Here is a 17,696-nt window from a genome sequence, read left to right on the forward strand (position 1 = left end):
GGGGCGGCGGCGTAAAAACCCTGCGGGCACGTCCGTTTCGCGCCGGCCGCCCCGGCCCCGGCCCGGCGTAACCGCCGACGGCCCCCCCGCCGGGCATGGCCGGGCGCTGCCGTCAGGCGTCCAGGGCCTGGCGCAGGGGCGCCAGGAATGCGTGCGCCCGCTGGGCCGCCTCTTCGGCCGAGGTTGCTTCGGCCAGTGCCGCGACCAGGGCGCTGCCCACCACCACACCGTCTGCCTCGCGCGCCATGGCCGCCGCACTGGCGGCATCGCGGATGCCGAAGCCGGCCACCACCGGGACCGTGGCCCGTTCACGCAGCGCCTGCAGGCGTACGCTGGCGGCCTCGCTGTCGAGGCGGTCGGACGCACCGGTGACACCGGCAAAACTGACGTAGTACAGGTAGCCCCGCGCCAGCGCGAGCAGTTTGTCCGCGCGTGCCGGGCTGGTGGTCGGGGAGGCAAGCAGGACCAGGGCCAGGCCTTCCGCATCAAAGGCCTGCTGGGCTTCGCCGGCTTCCTCCGGCGGCAGGTCGACCAGCAGCACGCCATCCACGCCGGCGCTCACCGCGGCCTTGGCGAATGCCGCGTAGCCATGGATCTCCACAGGATTGAGATAGCCCATCAGCACCACCGGCGTCTGCGCATCGCGCTGGCGGAACTGCGCTACCGCCTGCAGGACGTAACGGCTGCCTGCACCGCGCGCCAGCGCACGTTCGGAACTGCGCTGGATGGTCGGGCCGTCGGCCATCGGATCGGAGAACGGCACCCCCAGTTCGATCACATCGGCGCCCGCCTCAACCAGTGCATGCATGACCGGCACGGTTGCTTCCAGCAGAGGATCGCCAGCGGTGACGAAGGGAATCAGTGCCTTGCGCTGCTGTTCGCGCAGGCGCTGGAAACAGGCGTCGAGTCGGGATACGGGCATGTCAGATACATCCTTCGATCAGGTCAACGGCGCCGCTGGCGCCCCAATGCATTCTGGATACGGTGCCATCCACGATCTCCACGCGGATCGCCAGATCGGAACCGGGGTCCTGCCAGAGCAGGGATTCGCCGGCGTCGGCATCAACGCCCAGCGCAGCTGCGATGACGCCCCGCGGCATCTGCTGCAGCACCTGCGCACGCGGCATGTCCAGGCGCAGTCCGAACGGCCCGGGCTGGGTCACCACCAGGCCCGAATCGTCGATCGGAGCCAGGTCGAAACGCACCACGTTGCCGTCCTGCACCAGCATCGCCACGCCCTCGGGCAGCGTGCCGCGCTCGTAATAGTCGCAGCGCCCGGCCGTCGCCTCGGCGAGGCCAGCCGAGTGCCACTGCGCCTCGGCCTGCAGTTCGCTGAAAGGCTGGCCGATCAGCACCTCGCCGGCATGGTCCAGCGCGACCGAAGCCACCGTCGGCGCGGGCCCGTCATCTGCGACCTCCCCTGCTGCAGGCAACGGTGCATCCTCGATCGGGTGATGGGCGGCATCGTCGTCGTTGCTGGCCACCTGGCGGGCCGGGGCGATGGCCGCCGGAGACGTCGGCGCGGGCGCCAGCACCGGCGGATCGGGCGGCGTGCAGCCGCCCAGCCCCACTGCCAGTACCAGCGCGCCACCATGGCGCAGCATGGGACTCACAGCACCAGCCCTTCGCGTGCGGCGATGGTATGCACGTCCTTGTCGCCACGCCCGGACAGATTGCACAGCACGATCTGGTCGCGCGGACGCTCGCGCGCCAGCTTGATCGCCTGCGCCAGCGCGTGGCTGGACTCCAGCGCCGGCAGGATGCCCTCGGTGTGTGCCAGCAGATGGAACGCCTGCAGCGCTTCTTCGTCGGTGATGCCGAGATAGCGCGCGCGCCCGCTGTCGGCCAGGAACGCGTGCTCCGGGCCGACCCCCGGATAATCCAGGCCGGCCGACACCGAGTGGGTCTCGATGATCTGGCCGTCGTCGTCGCACAGCACGTAGGTGCGGTTGCCATGCAGCACGCCTGGACGCCCTGCCGCGATCGAGGCGGCATGGCGGCCTGTGTTGATACCGTCACCGGCCGCTTCGGCGCCGACGATCTCGACCTGGCGGTCGTTGAGGAAGGCATGGAACAGGCCGATCGCGTTGCTGCCACCGCCCACGCACGCCGTGATCGCATCCGGCAGCCGGCCGTACTCGGCCAGCATCTGTTCGCGCGCTTCGCGGCCGACGATGGCATTGAAATCGCGCACCATGCGCGGATACGGGTCCGGGCCCGCCACGGTGCCGATGATGTAGAAGGTGTCCTGCACGTTGGTCACCCAGTCGCGCATCGCTTCATTGAGCGCATCCTTCAGGGTCGCCGAACCGGAGGTGACCGGCACCACCGTCGCGCCGAGCAGCTTCATCCGGTAGACATTGATCTTCTGCCGCTCGATGTCGGTGGCGCCCATGTACACCACGCACTCCAGGCCCAGGCGTGCGGCAACGGTGGCGCTGGCGACGCCATGCTGGCCGGCGCCGGTCTCGGCGATGATGCGCGTCTTGCCCATCCGCGCCGCCAGCAGCGCCTGGCCGATGGTGTTGTTGATCTTGTGCGCGCCGGTGTGGTTCAGGTCCTCGCGCTTGAGCAGGATCTGTGCGCCGCCGACGTGGTCGCTCAGGCGCTGGGCATGATAGATCGGGCTCGGCCGGCCCACGTAATGAGCCAGATCGCGGTCGTAGGCCGCCTGGAACGCGGGGTCCTGGCGGGCCTGGTCATAGGCCTGGGCCAGCTCCTGCAGCGGACCGACCAGGGTTTCGGCGACAAAGCTGCCGCCATAGCGGCCGAAGTGGCCCTGGGCATCCGGGAAGGCGTGGTAGTCGGCAATGGGGGAGGCAGACATGGCAGGGACCGGTGATTCAGACAGGTGGATACTCTAGCGCACGGGTCATGACCGGAAAATGGATATTATCTGGCACATATCGTCAGGAAATCTCACATGAGCCGATCCCTGCTGCCGCCACTCAATGCCCTGCGCGCGTTCGAGGCCACCGCCCGTCTGGGCGGTGTGGGCCGCGCCGCGCAGGACCTGCATGTGACCCACGGTGCAGTCAGCCGGCAGCTGAAGCTGCTGGAGGATCATCTGGGCCTGGCCCTGTTCCAGCGCGCCGGGCGTGGCCTGCGCCTGACCGCATCGGGAACACTGTTGCAGGCGGCCTGCAGCGAAGCCTTCGCCGGCATCGAAGACTGCGTGCGCGAGCTGCGGCGGCCCGCGGCGTCGCCAGCGCTGGTACTGGGCTGCAGCGGCAGCGTGCTGGCGCGCTGGATGATTCCGCGCCTCCCCGCCCTGCAGGCCGCACTGCCCGGTGTGCGCCTGCAGTGGTCGGCACTGGACGGTAGCTTCACCGAGGCGCAGGCGGCACTGGATGCGGTCCTGCTGCTGGCGCAGGGGCCGTGGCCACGGGGCTGGCAGGTGCGCGAGCTGGCGCCCGAGCGGGTGGGCGTGGTGGTGGCACCGTCACATCCGGCGGCGCAGCGCCTGCGCCATGTGCCGCCCTCGGCACTGCTGCAGGAGACGCTGCTGCACACCAGCTCACGGCCACAGGCGTGGCCGACGTGGGCGCAGGCGCACGATCTCGACCCCGCCCGGCTGCGGCTGGGCACGGGTTTCGAACACCTTTACTACCTGCTGGAAGCGGCGGTGGCCGGGCTGGGTCCAGCGATCGCGCCGGAGCCGCTGGTCGCTGAGGATCTCGCGGCAGGCCGGCTGCTGGCCCCATGGGGTTTCGCCGCCACGGGCGGCTTCTGGGTCCTGGCGCGGCCGGAGGGCCAGGCCGACGCACGCGTCGACGCCCTGGCGGACTGGGTCGCGGCCCAGCTGAGGTAACGTGACGCCGCAGCCTCCCGGTCCTACTCCAGCACGGTGCAGTCGGCGCGGCGCACTTCCTCGACGAAGGTGCGCATCCTGTAGCCGTCCTTGATGCCCGGCTCCAGTTCAATGCCGCTGGAGACGTCGACGCCCCACGGAAGGGTCGCCAGCACCGCGTCGTACACATTGTCCGGGGTCAGACCGCCGGCCAGCAGGAATGGCCGATGCAACCCGGTCGGGATGCGGGTCCAGTCGAATGCAACACCGGTACCGCCACCGCCCCCCGGTGCATGGCTGTCGAACAGGAAGCCGGCCGCGCTCGGATAGCGCAGTTGCAGGGTACGCGCGTTGACTTCCTCACGCCCCCCCATCGCGACCGCCTTCAGGTAAGGCATGTTGAAGCTGCGGCAGAAGCTCTCGTCCTCCTCGCCATGGAACTGCAGCAGGGTGGGCCGCACGGTGCGCAGCACTTCGCGCACCTCTTCCTTGCTGTTGTTGCGGAACAGCGCCACCACGTCGACCATCGGCGCGATCGCCTGGCGCATCGCGCGCGCTTCGGCGGGCGCAACCCGGCGGCTGCTCTCGCGGGCGAAGATGAAACCCACCGCATCCACGCCGAGCTCGCCGGCCAGGCGCACGTCGCCGGCACGGGTCATTCCACAGAACTTGATGCGTGTACGGTAGTAGGAGCGGCTCATAGCGTGACCTCGGCGGGCAGATGCCAGTTGTCGGGGTACAGCGGTCCAAGAAACACCAGGCCCTGCGGCGGTGCAGTGGGACCGGCTACGGTGCGATCCCTTCCGGCCAGCAGCTCGGCGATCCACTCCACCGGTTTCTCGCCGCTGCCGACCAGGATCAGCGAACCGACGATATTGCGAACCATGTGATGAAGGAATGCATTGCCCTGTACCGCCACCTCGATCACCTCGCCGTGGCGGCTGACCTGCAGTGACTGCAGCTCGCGCCGCGCATGCAGGGCCTGGCACTGGACCGAGCGGAACGCGCTGAAGTCGTTCTCACCCAGCAGCGCCTGCCCGGCCGTGTGCATCAGCGTTGCGTCCAGTGCACGACGCTCCCAGCTCAGCGTCTGCCGGTCCAGCGCCGGCCGTACTTCGCGATTGAGCAGCCGGTAACGGTAGCGGCGCGCCCGCGCTGAGAACCGCGCATGGAAATCCTCCGCCACCGGTACGCACCAGCGCACCGCGATCGAGCGCGGCAGGCGGGTGGTGGTACCCAGCATCCAGGCGCGCGGGTCGCGCACTACGTCGGTATCGAAATGCACGACCTGGCACTGGCCGTGCACGCCGGCGTCGGTTCGGCCAGCGCAGACCACCTGCAGCGGCGCGTCGGCCACCGAAGACAGGGCCTGCTCAAGACTGGCCTGGACGCTGGGACCGCCCTCTCCCAGGTTCTGCCAGCCTCTGAAATCGCTGCCGTCGTACTCGACGCCAAGCGCATAACGCATGTGCTACCTCGATGTTGCGGAGTGGACGACGCTCAGGCCGGATCGCGTTCCGACCAGACCGCCAGTTCATTGCCACCGGGTTCGACGAACTGGAAGCGGCTGCCGCCCGGGAAGGAGAACACCGGCCGCACCACCTCACCACCCGCCTGGCGCACGGCCATTTCGACCGGGGCCAGCTGATCGGCGTACAGCACCAGCAGCGGGGCGCCTTCGGTGGCGCGTTGCGGCTGGCCGCGGAAGAAGCCCCCCTGCAGGCGACCATCGTCGAAGGCGGTGTAGTCGCTGCCGTAATCGACGAACGACCAGCCGAACACCTTCTCGAAGAAGGCACGGCTGGCGGCCGGGTCGCGGGACGCGAACTCAACATAGTCGATGCGACGCTCGCGGGTCATGGCAGGGTCCTTGTCGAAGGTATCGGTCACGGCAGCCGGGCCAGCAGCTCGCGCGCCTGCGCCTGGCAGTCCGGGTCGCCCCCTTCGGCAACCTCCAGCAGCAGGGTACGCGCGGTCTGTGCGTCGCCCAGATCCAGGTAGGCGATCGCCAGCTCCAGGCGTTCCTGCCCAGCGCGGGGCGACCAGGTGTCGCCGGCATCCTCCACCGACGGGGCGTCGTTGTCCTGCAGATCGGCGGGCAGGTCGAACACGCCGCGGAAGTGCGGCTGCTGCTCGGCATGCAGCGCGTAGTCCGGGACCGAAACCCCGGAATCCGCTTCCTGGGCCGTCGGCCGGCCAACACCCCTCTCGTCCACCGGTTCGTCCCAGCGCGGCAGGTCGGTCACGGGTTCCGGCAACGGTGCCTCGTCCTTGCCATCGCCCGACGGCTGCTCGTCCGTGCCGCCCGATCCGTCTTCGGATCGGGCGTCGGCGATCGTCGCCCAGGCCGGCATCGCCGGCTCCTGGCGCCCGCTGTCGGCATCGGCGGTAGACCACGCAGACTGCTCGGCCAGCGTATCGAGCGCGGCACCGGCCGGCACGGCCGCCGCCAGAGCTGTGGCATCGTCTTCCTCGCGCAGCGGCGGCAGCGGCGATGGCTTGCGACGGCGCAGCAACCATGCGGCGCCTGCCAGCACCAGCAGCACCGGCAGTCCCAGCCAGTGCCACGGCGTTCCGGCGTCACGCGCGCCCGGCGCCTGTGCCAGCCGTTGCTGGGCCGCCGCCAGGTCGTTGTCCTTCATCGCGATCAGCGACTGCTGTTGTGCCTTCAGCGTTTCCAGTTCGGCCACACGCTGTTTCAGCTCGCCGATCTCGGCATCGCGGGTGGCGATGTCCTCGCGCGCCTGGCGAAGTTGTTCGTTGCCCAGCATGTCACCCTCGCTGCCGGCTCCGGTGCCGGTGGTTGTGCCCGCGTGCGCGGCGTCGGACGCCAGCGCCGGGGCGATCTCAAGTCGTGCCCCGGCCGCGGCGGCCGGAGAAGTGGCCCGCGCAGCGACCGCAGGTGCAGGAACGCCTGCCGGCTGCGGCACGGTACGCGCCTGCCGCCACTGCGCGGCGTGTTCGCGGACCAGGGCACCGGCTTCGGCCGCATCCACCGCCGCCAGCGCGTCACTGCCGGGCATGCGCAGTACCGCACCCTGTTTGAGCAGGTTGATGTTGCCCCGGATGAAGGCCTCGGGATTGGCACGCAGCAGCGCAATCATCGCCCGGTCGCGGCTGACCTGGTTGCCGCGGGCGACCGCGCTGGCGATCTGCGACAAGGTCTGCCCGCGCTGCACGGTAATGCTGCCATCGGCAGCCGGCGGCAACGACGGTGCAGCGGCAGCGCGCGGACGCACCGGTGCAGCCGCCGTGGTCGCACTGGCCGGCGTCCCGCCCTGTGCAGGCGCCGGTACCGCCGCCTCGGCGGGCGGATCGCGGGCGATGGTATTGGAGAGCGTGCCCGCCGGTGCGACGATTTCCGGTTCCGCCACGGCCAGCGCGCTGGAGGGCGCATCGATCAGGGCCGAATACTCGCGCACCAACCGCCCCTGCCCCCAGTCGGCCTCGACCAGGAAGCTCAGCGACGGCGTCTCCACCGGCATCTGCGAGGTGACCCGCACCACGGCCCGCCCCTGCGCATTGCGGGTCAGCTCGAACTGGAGCTCGCCCACCAGGCCGGTCGGCTGTTGCAGGCCGACACGTTCGAACGTGGCTGGCGATGCCAGCGCCACGCGCAGATTCTCCAGCTCCGAAGGATCGGCGGACACCACCGGAATCTCCGCCAGCAGCGGCTGACCGGGTCTGGACAGGACGCGGATGTCGCCCAGCCCCAGCGCGAACACCGGACTGCTGGCCAGAGCCAGCAGTGCGGCAGACAGATAGGTGAGCGGGCGCGATGCGCCCTTGGCCCGTTTATTCATGGGCGACACTATAAAGCGTGCGGACCGGGGTCCGCACGCACAGAGCAGCCCAGGGCGCCCGGGCTGTCGATCAACGCTGCTCGGCAGCGACCAGCTCTGCCAGCTGCACCGCGTTCAGGGCTGCGCCCTTGCGCACGTTGTCCGACACGATCCACAGATTGAGGCCACGCGGATGCGACAGATCCTCGCGGATGCGGCCGACGTACACCGCATCGGTGCCCGATGCGTGGGTGACCGGCGTCGGATAGCCGCCGGCTTCATGGCGGTCGACCACCTCGATGCCGGGCGACTGTTCAAGCAGCGCACGGGCCTCGGCCACGGTGACCTTGTCGCGGGTCTCGATCGCCACCGACTCGGAATGGCCGTAGAACACCGGCACGCGCACCGCGGTCGGGTTCACCAGGATGCTGTCGTCGCCCAGGATCTTGCGGGTTTCCCACACCAGCTTCATTTCTTCCTTGGTGAAGCCGTTGTCCTGGAAGTCGTCGATGTGCGGGATCAGGTTGAAGGCGATCTGCACCGGGAAACGCTGCGGATCGATCTCCTGGAAACTCAGCAGCTGGCCGGTCTGCTTGCCCAGCTCCTCCAGTGCGGAGCGTCCACCGCCGGACACCGACTGATAGGTGGAGACGTTGATGCGCTCGATGCCATAGCGACGATGCAGCGGCGCCAGCGCGACCAGCATCTGCATGGTCGAGCAGTTGGGGTTGGCGATGATGCCGCGCGGACGATTGCCGATCTGGTCCGGATTGACCTCCGATACCACCAGCGGCACGTCATCGTCGTAACGGAAGGCCGAGGAGTTGTCGATCACCACCGCACCGGCGGCGGCGAACTTCGGTGCGTACTCCTTGGAGACGCTGCCACCTGCGGAGAACAGGGCGATCTCCACACCCTTCGGATCGAAGCTCGCCAGGTCCTGGATCCTGACCTTCTCGCCGTTGAACTCGACCTCACCACCGGCCGAACGCTCGGAGGCAAGCAGGCTCAGGGTTCCGACCGGGAAACCGCGCTCGGCCAGGATGGCCAGCATGGTCTCGCCGACGGCGCCGGTGGCACCGACGATGGCGACATGGAAGCGGCGTTGTGCATTGCTCATGGGGGGAACTCTCAAGAAAACGGATGGGAAAAATTCACGCACGACAGCTGGGTTCGGGGAACCTCCTCGGACGGAACGCGCGGAGGCTCCCTATCGTTTCCCGTTTTTTTTGCCCAGGGCGGCACGTGCGGCCAGCGCCGCGTCGGCATTGATCGCGCTCGGCATGTGCGCCGGCCCGCCGGCCAGGCCGAGCGCGGCCAGCAGGTTGTCCACGGCCCGCTGCACCATCGCCGTACGCGTGGCCAGCGAAGCGCTGCCGATGTGCGGGGTCAGCACGACGTTGCGCAGCGCCAGCAGTTCCAGGCGTACGGCCGGCTCGCCTTCGTAGACGTCCAGCCCGGCAGCGGCCAGGCGCCCATGAGCCAGTGCATCGGCCAGCGCTGTTTCGTCGACCAGGCCTCCGCGCGCGATGTTCACCAGCGTGGCCGTCGGTTTCATCTTCGCCAGCGCAGCGGCGTCGATCAGGTGGTGCGAGGCCGGGGTGTAAGGCAGCACGAGCACCAGATGGTCGGACTGCGCCAGCAGCGTATCCAGATCGACATAAGCGGCACCGACTGCTGCTTCGGCATCTGCTGGCAGTCGCGAGCGGTTGTGGTACAGCACCTTCATGCCGAAACCATGCGCGCCGCGACGGGCGATGCCCTGGCCGATCCGCCCCATACCGAGAATGCCCAGGGTGCTGCCGTGGATGTCGGCACCGAGCATGGTCTGGAACGACCATTGCTGCCAGTGCCCTTCACGCAGCCAGCGTTCGGATTCGGTGATCCGGCGCGCGGCGGCCATCAGCAGTGCGAAGCCCAGATCGGCGGTGGTCTCGGTAAGCACGTCGGGGGTATTGCTGGCCAGGATGCCCGCCGCGCTGAGCGCGGTCACATCCAGGTTGTTGTAGCCCACGCCGACGTTGGCAACGACCTGCAGCCGCGAGGCATTGGCCAGCTCGGCCGCGCCGATACGCTCGTTGAGGGTGATGATCGCGCCATCGGCGCTGGCCAGTTGTGCGGCGATCTGCTCAGGCGACCACACGGTGACGGCGTCGGTGGTGCGCAGCTGCACGCGATCACGCAGCGGCGCGATGGCCGCCTCGATCAGCGGCTGGCTCACCCACACCGTCGGCCGCGTTTCAGCCATCGACCTGCCCGGGAATGCGGGGCGTGATGGTGCCGACATCGCCGCATTGCGCGCGGTGACGCAATGCCTGGTCCATCAGCACCAGCGCCACCATCGCTTCGGCGATCGGCGTGGCGCGGATGCCGACGCAGGGATCATGGCGGCCAGTGGTGACCACTTCGACCACGTTGCCGGCGGTGTCCAGCGATGGGCCCGGCAGGCGCAGGCTGGAGGTCGGCTTCAACACCATCGACGCAACCACCGGCTGGCCGGTGGAAATGCCGCCCAGGATGCCGCCCGCGTGATTGCTGGCGAAACCCTGCGGGGTCAGCAGGTCACGGTGTTCAGTGCCCTTCTGGGCCGCGCTGGCGAACCCGTCGCCGATCTCCACGCCCTTGACCGCGTTTATACTCATCAGCGCCGCCGCAAGCTCGCCATCGAGCTTGCCGTAGATCGGCTCGCCCCAGCCCGGGGGCACGTTGTCGGCAACCACGTCCACGCGCGCGCCGACCGAATCGCCGGACTTGCGCAGCGCATCCATGTACGCCTCCAGCTCCGGCACCTGCGCGGCGTGCGGCCAGAAGAACGGATTGTCTTCCACCGCCGACCAGTCGAAACCTGCAGGAGTGATCCCGCCCAGCTGCGACAGATACCCGCGCACGGTGACGCCGAAGCGCTCGGCCAGCCACTTCTTGGCGACCACGCCCGCGGCCACGCGCATGGTGGTCTCGCGCGCCGAGGAACGGCCACCGCCCCGCGGATCGCGGATGCCGTACTTGTGCCAGTAGCTGTAGTCGGCATGGCCCGGCCGGAACTGCTGGCCGATGTTCGCGTAGTCCTTGCTGCGCTGATCGGTGTTGCGGATCAGCAGCGCGATCGGCGTGCCGGTGGTCAGGCCCTCGTACACGCCGGACAGGATCTCGACCTCGTCGGCCTCGCGCCGCGCCGACGTGTGCCGGCTCTTGCCGGTGGCACGGCGCTGCAGATCGTGGGCAAATTCGGCCGCATCCAGCGCCAGCCCGGGCGGACAGCCATCGATCACGCAGCCGATGGCCGGCCCGTGCGACTCGCCGAACGTGGTGACGGTGAACAGCTTGCCGAACGAATTGGAGCTCACGGCCGTTGCGCCGCCAGTTCGGTGATGCGGGCGCTGTGGGCGATCAGCTCGCGGCATTCGACCGCGAAAATGCCCATCTGCCCGACCTTGAACTCGATCCAGGCGAAGTCCACTTCCGGCAGCAGCTTGACCAGGTGCTGCTCGGACTCGCCCACTTCGCAGATCAGCAGGCCGTCCTCGCTCAGGTGCAGCGGCGCATCGCGCAGGATCTTCAGCACCAGGTCCAGGCCGTCATCGCCGGCACGCAGGCCCATTTCCGGCTCGTAGGAATATTCCTGCGGCAGGGCATCGGTCTCGTCGTTGGTGACGTACGGCGGGTTGGTGACGATCAGGTCGTAATGGCGGCCGATCAGGCCACTGAACAGGTCGGACTTGATCAGCGTGACGTTGTGCGCCTGCAGGCGCTCCTTGTTCTCTTCGGCCAGCGACAGCGCGTCGTCGCTCAGGTCCACGCCGTCCACCTCCCAGTTCGGGTAATAGTGGCCCATGGCGATGGCGATGCAGCCCGAACCCGTGCACAGATCCAGCGCGCGGCTGACGTCGCGGCCGGCCAGCCATGGTTCGAAACCACACTCGATCAGCTCGGCGATCGGCGAACGCGGCACCAGGGCGCGCGCGTCGCTCTTGAAGCTCAGGCCGGCGAACCACGCCTCGCCGGTCAGGTAGGCGGCCGGAATACGTTCGTCGATGCGGCGCTGGAACAGCTCCAGCACCCGCACCTTCTCCTCCTGCAGCAACCGCGCCTGGCCATACGCCGGGCCCAGGTCATGCGGCAGGTGCAGGCTGTGCAGCACCAGTTGGGTCGCCTCGTCCAGGGCGTTGTCGTAGCTGTGCCCGAAGGTCAGCCCGGCGGCGTTGAAACGGCTGGTGCCGTAGCGGATCAGGTCGATGATCGTGTGGAGTTCGGCGGCCGTTTCAGCGGTCATGGCGGTACTGCGGGCAAAGTGGCCCCCGATTATAGGGGCTGGCGCCTGCGCCGGCATCCGTTGCGACGGAAACGATCAGGCCGCAGCCGGTATGATGGGGACCACTTCGCGCGGGGGCTCCCATGTTCAATCGCAACGTCGGCATCATCCTGCTTATCGCCCTGGCGGCGGGCCTGGGCCTGCTCGCCGCGCAGCAGGTCTTTGCTCCGAAGCCCCCGGCCGGCCAGCCGGCCACCGAAGCGATCACCCTGTACCCGCAGCCGCGCGAGCTGCCCGACTTCAACCTGGCCCAGTCCGATGGCACGCGGCTCATTCCGGGCGAGTTGAAGGGCCATTGGACCCTGGTGTTCCTGGGGTTCACCTTCTGCCCCGACGTGTGCCCGACCACCCTGGCCGAACTGGCCGGTGCGCAGCAGCAGTGGGAAGCACTGCCCGACGGGCTGCGTCCGCGGGTGCTGTTCGTCTCCGTCGATCCCGAGCGCGACAGCGCCACCCGCCTTGGCGAGTACGCGCACGGCTTCCACAAGGACACCCTGGCGGCCACCGCCGACGTCCCTTCGCTGGAACGCTTCGCCACCGCACTGGGCTTCGTGTTCCAGAAGGTGCCGGGCAAGCATTTCGATGAGAATCCCGAGGATTACACCGTCGAGCACTCGGCCAGCCTGGCCGTGCTCGATCCGCAGGGCCGGCTCGCCGGCCTGGTGCGCCCCCCGTTCAACGCGCCGGCGATCGCCCGCGACCTGCAGAAGCTGACCGAGAAAACCGCCCCATGAGCCTCACCACCGCCCTGACATACGCCCTGCCCCATCGCCTGTTGTCCTCGATGGCGCGCTCGCTGGCGTACTCGGACAACCCGCGCGTGTCGCGCTGGCTGATCGACACCGTCAGCCGCAGGTTCAACGTCAATCTGGACGAAGCCGCCAACCCCGACCCGCGCAGTTACGCCACCTTCAACCAGTTCTTCACCCGTGCGCTGAAACCGGGCGCACGCGTGGCCGATGCCGATCCGCGCACCCTGGTGATGCCGGCCGACGGCCGTGTCAGCCAGCTCGGCAACATCGAGGCCGGCCGCATCTTCCAGGCCAAGGGCCAGTCGTTCACCGCCGCCGAGCTGCTGGGCAGCGCCGAGGACGCCAAGCCGTTCAACGACGGCCTGTACGCGACCGTTTACCTGTCCCCGCGCGACTACCACCGTGTGCACATGCCCTGGACCGGCACCCTGCGCGAGACCGTGCATGTGCCAGGCCGCCTTTTCAGCGTGGGTCCGGCCGCCGTGGCAGGCGTGCCACGCCTGTTCGCACGCAACGAGCGCCTGGTCTGCCATTTCGATACCAGCTTCGGCCCGATGGTGAGCGTGATGGTCGGCGCGCTGCTGGTCTCCGGCGTGGAGACAGTGTGGAGCGGCGAGGAGATCCCTCAGTACGGTGACCGCATCACCCGCAAGGACTATCGCGGCCAAGGCATCCGCCTGGAGCGCTTCGCGGAGATGGCACGCTTCAACTATGGCTCGACCGTGGTCGTGCTGCTGCCGCCGGGCGTGGCGGAGTTCGCTCCACACCTGGCGGCGGAGTCACCGGTGCAGCTCGGCCAGGCCCTGGCCACGCTGCGCTGACAATCCCGCCACCGGGTTGCTGCGCAGCGCCGGGCACGCGCCCGGCACTACGCACAGGCCCCTACTGCAGGGTGGGGGCCGGGCCGACGTCCATGCCGTCGTAGTCTTCCACACCCATCTGCGCTGCCAGCGCTGCCAGCTCCTGGTTGCGGCGATCCAGCGACGCTTCGTCGTGGACCTCCACGCGCTCCACATGCAGCACGTGGAACGGCGCGTCCCCGTCGTCCGGCTCCTGCTCGAACACCTCCACCAGGGTGTAGCCCTGCGCCTGCAGATGCGCGGCCAGTGCCTGCAGCGGCTCGGCAGTGGAATGCACGAAGAAATAGCCCCACAGCAGCGGGCCGCTGATGTCCCAGTCGGTGTTTTCGCGCAGATTGGCGAACAGGTTGCGGGTTGCTTCAAGGTCCATGGCAGTTCCAGAGGTCGTGGAGATTACTTTTCGCAGCCCTGCAGCTTCAGCACCTGGCCGTGGCGCAGGCTGTAGGCCGGTGCCTTCAGACCGTTGGCGCGTGCCAGCGTCGGCACGTCGCACTGGAACTTGGCCGCGATGCGGCCCAGCGTCTCGCCGCGGCCGACCTTGTAGCTGCGTGCCGGCTTCGGTCGCGCGGCCGGTGCCGGCCGAGGCGCGGCCACTGCCGCCACCGGTGCGGTCGGTACGCTGGTCGAACTGGCTGCATCGGCCACCGGCACCACGCCGCCCACCGCCACGCTGCCGGTGTAGCTGGCAGCGCTTGGCCGCACGATGGCGGCATTGAGGTCGGCCGTGATCAGGGTGCGCGCCAGGTCGGCACGCGGTCCGCTCACGCAGTTGCGCTGATACAGGCTCGCGATGCGGGTGGTTGCGTTGATCAGGGTGCCGGCCGGAATCCAGCCATCAGCCTCATAACGCGGATTGAGGTTGCGCAGCGCACGCATGTAGCCATCACGGGTGCCGTGGCTGCCCAGGCAGATCGTCAGCTCGTAGATGGTGGTCGAGCGCGCCAGGCGCAGGGTGGCCGGCTGCGCGCTGATCTTCGGGAACTCCACGCCGTACTGCTGGGGGTGCAGGAAGATCCACGCCGCAGCGATCACCATCGGCACGTAATCCTTGGTTTCACCGGGGAACTGGTTGTAGACACGGTCGACCCAGAAGCTCTGCCCCGGATTCTCGCGCGCCACGCGCAGGGCGCGCCCTTCACCCCCGTTGTACCCGGCCAGCGACAACTCGATGTTGTTGTTGAGCTCGCGCATGCGCTCGTTGAGATAGGTCGCACTGGCTTCAGCAGCGCTGTGGGCATCGAAGCGGGTATCGAACCCGGTGCCGTCCGGACCGAGGCCGAAACGCCGCCCGGTGGCCGGCATGAACTGCATCAGGCCGGCGGCGCCAGCGCGCGAGGACGCATGCACGCGGCCATTGGATTCCTTGGCCATGATGCCGAACAGGAGCGCTTCGGGCAGGCCGCGCTTCTCCCACTCCGGCCACATCACGGCACGCAGGTTCTGGTAGTTCTCGTAGCTGGTCAGCAGCGCCGGACGCATGTCGGTCAGCCAGCGGCGGATGCCGGCCTGGACGGCCGGGTTGTACTCGACCATGTTGTCGAAGGCGTGCCGCTTGTCGTTGAGCAGTGCCGCTGCGCGTGCGGCTTCCGGCACGTCGGCGGTCAACGGACCGATATGGTCGGGGTCGGCTTCCAGCCGCTCGGCGGGCAGTTCACCGCCCTCGTCTTCCGCGGCCGCATCGGCATCGCGCTTGAGCAGGCGCTTGTAGGTGGCCAGCATGTTGCTCATCTGGCAACCCTTCTGCTTCACGCACTCACTGATGACATCCTCCATGTCCTCCAGCGCCGCGTCGGCCTCGTTGCTGCCCTTGGGGTCGGCGTTGGCCACCAGCAGCAGCGCATCGCTGTAACGCTTCTCGGCAGCCGTCATGCGCTGCTGCAGGGCATCTACCTTCACTTTGTCCCGGGCGGAAACCCGCTGGGCGTGGGCATCGGGGGCCAGGGAAACCAGGCCAGCCAGGGCCAGCAACGGCCAGGTGCGGGAAATCAGGACAGGAACGGGCATTTTTGGCACTGTGTGCGAAACAGGCAGGCAGAGTAGCGGCGCCGCCAAGGTCGGGGCAAGCCGACCTTCGGGCCGTCATCGCTGCCGGTTAACATTGGGCGCATTCACCACAAGGGCTGGACCATGGATCCGATTCTGCTCGGCAAAGGCATCACCGACGATGTGGCCGTCACCCTGCTGCCGAAACTCGGCAACCGCCACGGGCTGGTGGCGGGCGCCACCGGCACCGGCAAGACCGTGACCCTGATGACCCTGGCCGAAGGATTCTCGCGGCTCGGGGTTCCGGTGTTCCTCGCTGACGTGAAGGGCGATGTGTCCGGCCTGGCCGTGCCCGGCACGGGCAGCGAAGCGCTGCTGAAGCGCGCCGCGGACATCGGCGTGGCCGACTATGCGCCGGCGGGCAGCCCGGCCATCTTCTGGGACCTGTACGGAAAACTCGGCCACCCGGTGCGCACCACCGTCAGCGAGATGGGGCCGACCCTGCTCGCGCGCATCCTCGAATTGAATGACACCCAGGCCGGCGTGCTGGACATCGTGTTCAAGCTGGCCGACGACCGCGGCCTGCTGTTGCTGGACATGGATGATCTGCGGGCCCTGCTCGGCCTGGTCGCCGAAGAGCGCAAGGACATTTCCACCGAGTACGGACTGGTCAGCGCGCAGTCGATCGCAGCGATCCAGCGTGCCGTGCTGCGGCTGGCGCAGGACGGCGGTGAGAACTTCTTCGGCGAGCCGGCACTGGAACTGGCCGACATCATGCGGGTCAATCACGACGGCCGCGGTGTGATCGGCATCCTCGCCGCCGACCAGCTGGTGCTCAAGCCCAAGCTGTACTCGACCTTCCTGCTCTGGCTGCTGTCGGAACTGTTCGAACAACTGCCGGAAGTGGGCGACCTCGACAAGCCCAAGCTGGTGTTCATCTTCGACGAGGCCCACCTGCTGTTCGACGATGCGCCTTCCTCGCTGGTGCAGCGCATCGAGCAGGTGGTGCGGCTGATCCGCTCCAAGGGCGTGGGCGTGTACTTCTGCTCGCAGTTCCCCGACGACGTGCCCTCCAACATCCTGGGCCAGCTCGGCAACCGCGTGCAGCACGCGCTGCGGGCCTTCACGCCGCGCGACCAGAAGGCGGTCAGGACCGCCGCCGAAACCTTCGTGCCGAACCCGAAGCTGGATGTCGCCAAGGTGCTGAGCCAGCTCGGCACCGGTGAAGCACTGGTTTCCACGTTGCAGGACAAGGGCGTGCCGATGCCGGTCCAGCAGACGATGATCGCGCCGCCCCGCTGCCGGATGGGGCCGGTCACCGAGGCCGAGCGCGCACAGGTGCGTGCCGGCAGCCCGGTCGGCAGCCGCTACGACACGGCGGTCAACCGTGAATCGGCCGCCGAGCTGCTGGCCCAGCGGGCGCAGAAGAGCGTGGAGCAGGCCCAGACCCCGGCCGCGCGCAGCCGCGAGCAGGACGAGGCACAGGAAGGTGGATTCGGCCAGGCGATCAAGGATGCGATCTTCGGCACCAAGCGTCGCCAGGGCATGATTGAAACCATGGCCAAGCAGACCACGCGCACGGTCGGGACCAAGCTGGGCAACCAGATCGTGCGCGGCATCCTGGGCGGCATCTTCGGCGGCAAGCGCTGAGGCCCTTTCGTATTCCTGAGAAGAAGCTGTATTACATGTCCCGTTGGCGTCCGCCCGCAGAGAAAAGCACCGCCCTGATCACCGCCGCCGGCCACGCCCGGCTGAAAGCCGAGCTGGACGACCTGTGGCGGGTACGCCGGCCCGAGGTGGTGAAGGCGCTGGCCGCTGCCGCCGCCGAGGGCGACCGCTCGGAGAACGCCGAGTACACCTACCGCAAGAAGCAGTTGGGTGAAATCGACCGCCGCGTGCGCTACCTGACCAAGCGGCTCGAATCGCTGCGTGTGGTCGATACCACGCCGACCGATCCACAAGCGGTGTTCTTCGGTGCATGGATCGAACTGGAGAACATCGACAGTGGTGAGACCAGCCGTTACCGCATCGTTGGGCCGGATGAAACCGACGCCGGCCTGGGCTGGATCAGCATCGACTCGCCGCTGGCGCGGGCCGTGCTGAAGAAGCGCCTGGACGATGAATTCTCGGTGGAACTGCCGGGCGGCCGGTTCACTTTCGCGGTGATCAGCGTCGAGTACCCGTCTTCGTAACACCGAGCCCTCCCGGCGTTGCTGTCAA

The 17,696-nt window shown here is 68.5% G+C and carries 18 protein-coding genes; 5 read left to right on the top strand and 13 right to left on the bottom strand.

The genetic code is table 11. The annotated features are described in order from the left end of the window. Positions 1-112: 112 nt before the first annotated feature. From trpA to trpB, 3 genes are read right to left on the bottom strand one after another with little or no spacing between them, the layout of a single operon-like run. Entirely contained in the window at positions 113-922 is an 810-nt protein-coding gene (gene trpA / locus ABE543_RS10815; RefSeq protein ID WP_065174902.1) for a tryptophan synthase subunit alpha, read from the bottom strand. Position 923: 1 nt separating this feature from the next. After that, the gene (locus ABE543_RS10820) at positions 924-1,613 is read right to left on the bottom strand and encodes a hypothetical protein (RefSeq protein WP_262218642.1); all 690 of its coding nucleotides are present in this window, start codon (positions 1,611-1,613) and stop codon (positions 924-926) included. Continuing rightward, positions 1,610-2,827: a tryptophan synthase subunit beta gene (gene trpB, locus ABE543_RS10825; protein WP_053520073.1), complete on the bottom strand. Its 1,218-nt coding sequence runs from the start codon at positions 2,825-2,827 to the stop codon at positions 1,610-1,612. Before trpB ends, ABE543_RS10820 begins: the two co-directional genes overlap by 4 nt. 96 nt (positions 2,828-2,923) lie before the next feature. Here trpB and ABE543_RS10830 point away from each other — a divergent pair, with 96 nt between their 5' ends. Continuing rightward, complete coding sequence (locus ABE543_RS10830; RefSeq protein ID WP_053520072.1) at positions 2,924-3,811, top strand: LysR family transcriptional regulator; 888 nt, start codon at positions 2,924-2,926, stop codon at positions 3,809-3,811. Between the two features lie 23 nt (positions 3,812-3,834). On the opposite strand, the gene ABE543_RS10835 is transcribed toward ABE543_RS10830, so the two are convergent. From ABE543_RS10835 to prmB, 8 genes are all read right to left on the bottom strand, one after another. Beyond that, entirely contained in the window at positions 3,835-4,491 is a 657-nt protein-coding gene (locus tag ABE543_RS10835) for a phosphoribosylanthranilate isomerase (protein WP_053520071.1), read from the bottom strand. After that, positions 4,488-5,258: a tRNA pseudouridine(38-40) synthase TruA gene (gene truA / locus ABE543_RS10840; RefSeq protein WP_053520070.1), complete on the bottom strand. Its 771-nt coding sequence runs from the start codon at positions 5,256-5,258 to the stop codon at positions 4,488-4,490. Before truA ends, ABE543_RS10835 begins: the two co-directional genes overlap by 4 nt. A gap of 32 nt (positions 5,259-5,290) precedes the next feature. Continuing rightward, positions 5,291-5,650 carry a VOC family protein gene (locus tag ABE543_RS10845; RefSeq protein ID WP_065174912.1) on the bottom strand — a complete coding sequence of 120 codons (360 nt, stop codon included), beginning with the start codon at positions 5,648-5,650 and terminating at the stop codon, positions 5,291-5,293. A gap of 26 nt (positions 5,651-5,676) precedes the next feature. After that, complete coding sequence (locus tag ABE543_RS10850; RefSeq protein ID WP_346475674.1) at positions 5,677-7,593, bottom strand: FimV/HubP family polar landmark protein; 1,917 nt, start codon at positions 7,591-7,593, stop codon at positions 5,677-5,679. 70 nt (positions 7,594-7,663) lie between these two features. Beyond that, positions 7,664-8,692 (bottom strand): aspartate-semialdehyde dehydrogenase, encoded by a 1,029-nt coding sequence (locus tag ABE543_RS10855; protein WP_053516858.1) that lies wholly within the window; start codon positions 8,690-8,692, stop codon positions 7,664-7,666. Positions 8,693-8,782: 90 nt separating this feature from the next. Beyond that, positions 8,783-9,820, bottom strand: coding sequence for a D-glycerate dehydrogenase (locus ABE543_RS10860; RefSeq protein WP_197600337.1), 1,038 nt, complete (start codon positions 9,818-9,820; stop codon positions 8,783-8,785). After that, positions 9,813-10,916 carry a chorismate synthase gene (gene aroC / locus ABE543_RS10865; protein WP_053516854.1) on the bottom strand — a complete coding sequence of 368 codons (1,104 nt, stop codon included), beginning with the start codon at positions 10,914-10,916 and terminating at the stop codon, positions 9,813-9,815. Before aroC ends, ABE543_RS10860 begins: the two co-directional genes overlap by 8 nt. Beyond that, positions 10,913-11,842 (bottom strand): 50S ribosomal protein L3 N(5)-glutamine methyltransferase, encoded by a 930-nt coding sequence (gene prmB / locus ABE543_RS10870; protein ID WP_065174898.1) that lies wholly within the window; start codon positions 11,840-11,842, stop codon positions 10,913-10,915. Before prmB ends, aroC begins: the two co-directional genes overlap by 4 nt. A 122-nt stretch (positions 11,843-11,964) precedes the next feature. Between prmB and ABE543_RS10875 the strand changes: the two genes are divergently transcribed. Both ABE543_RS10875 and asd read left to right on the top strand, forming a co-directional pair. Beyond that, a complete protein-coding gene (locus ABE543_RS10875) occupies positions 11,965-12,615 on the top strand; it encodes an SCO family protein (RefSeq protein WP_065174897.1) in 651 nt (216 codons plus the stop codon). After that, positions 12,612-13,454, top strand: a complete 843-nt coding sequence (gene asd, locus ABE543_RS10880; protein ID WP_053516850.1) for an archaetidylserine decarboxylase — start codon at positions 12,612-12,614, stop codon at positions 13,452-13,454. The genes ABE543_RS10875 and asd overlap by 4 nt, the downstream gene beginning before the upstream one ends. 61 nt (positions 13,455-13,515) lie before the next feature. Here the strand turns inward: asd and ABE543_RS10885 are convergent, their stop codons facing one another. Beyond that, entirely contained in the window at positions 13,516-13,863 is a 348-nt protein-coding gene (locus ABE543_RS10885) for a ribonuclease E inhibitor RraB (protein ID WP_346475675.1), read from the bottom strand. Between the two features lie 23 nt (positions 13,864-13,886). Continuing rightward, on the bottom strand, positions 13,887-15,497 hold the full coding sequence (locus tag ABE543_RS10890; protein ID WP_065174896.1) for a transglycosylase SLT domain-containing protein: 1,611 nt from the start codon (positions 15,495-15,497) through the stop codon (positions 13,887-13,889). A gap of 123 nt (positions 15,498-15,620) precedes the next feature. Between ABE543_RS10890 and ABE543_RS10895 the strand changes: the two genes are divergently transcribed. Then, positions 15,621-17,126, top strand: a complete 1,506-nt coding sequence (locus ABE543_RS10895; RefSeq protein WP_053516846.1) for a helicase HerA-like domain-containing protein — start codon at positions 15,621-15,623, stop codon at positions 17,124-17,126. 35 nt (positions 17,127-17,161) lie between these two features. After that, positions 17,162-17,668: a transcription elongation factor GreB gene (gene greB / locus ABE543_RS10900; protein WP_053516845.1), complete on the top strand. Its 507-nt coding sequence runs from the start codon at positions 17,162-17,164 to the stop codon at positions 17,666-17,668. Positions 17,669-17,696: the final 28 nt, after the last annotated feature.

It is taken from the genome of Stenotrophomonas sp. TWI169, from assembly GCF_039674705.1.
GTDB lineage: Bacteria > Pseudomonadota > Gammaproteobacteria > Xanthomonadales > Xanthomonadaceae > Stenotrophomonas > Stenotrophomonas maltophilia_P.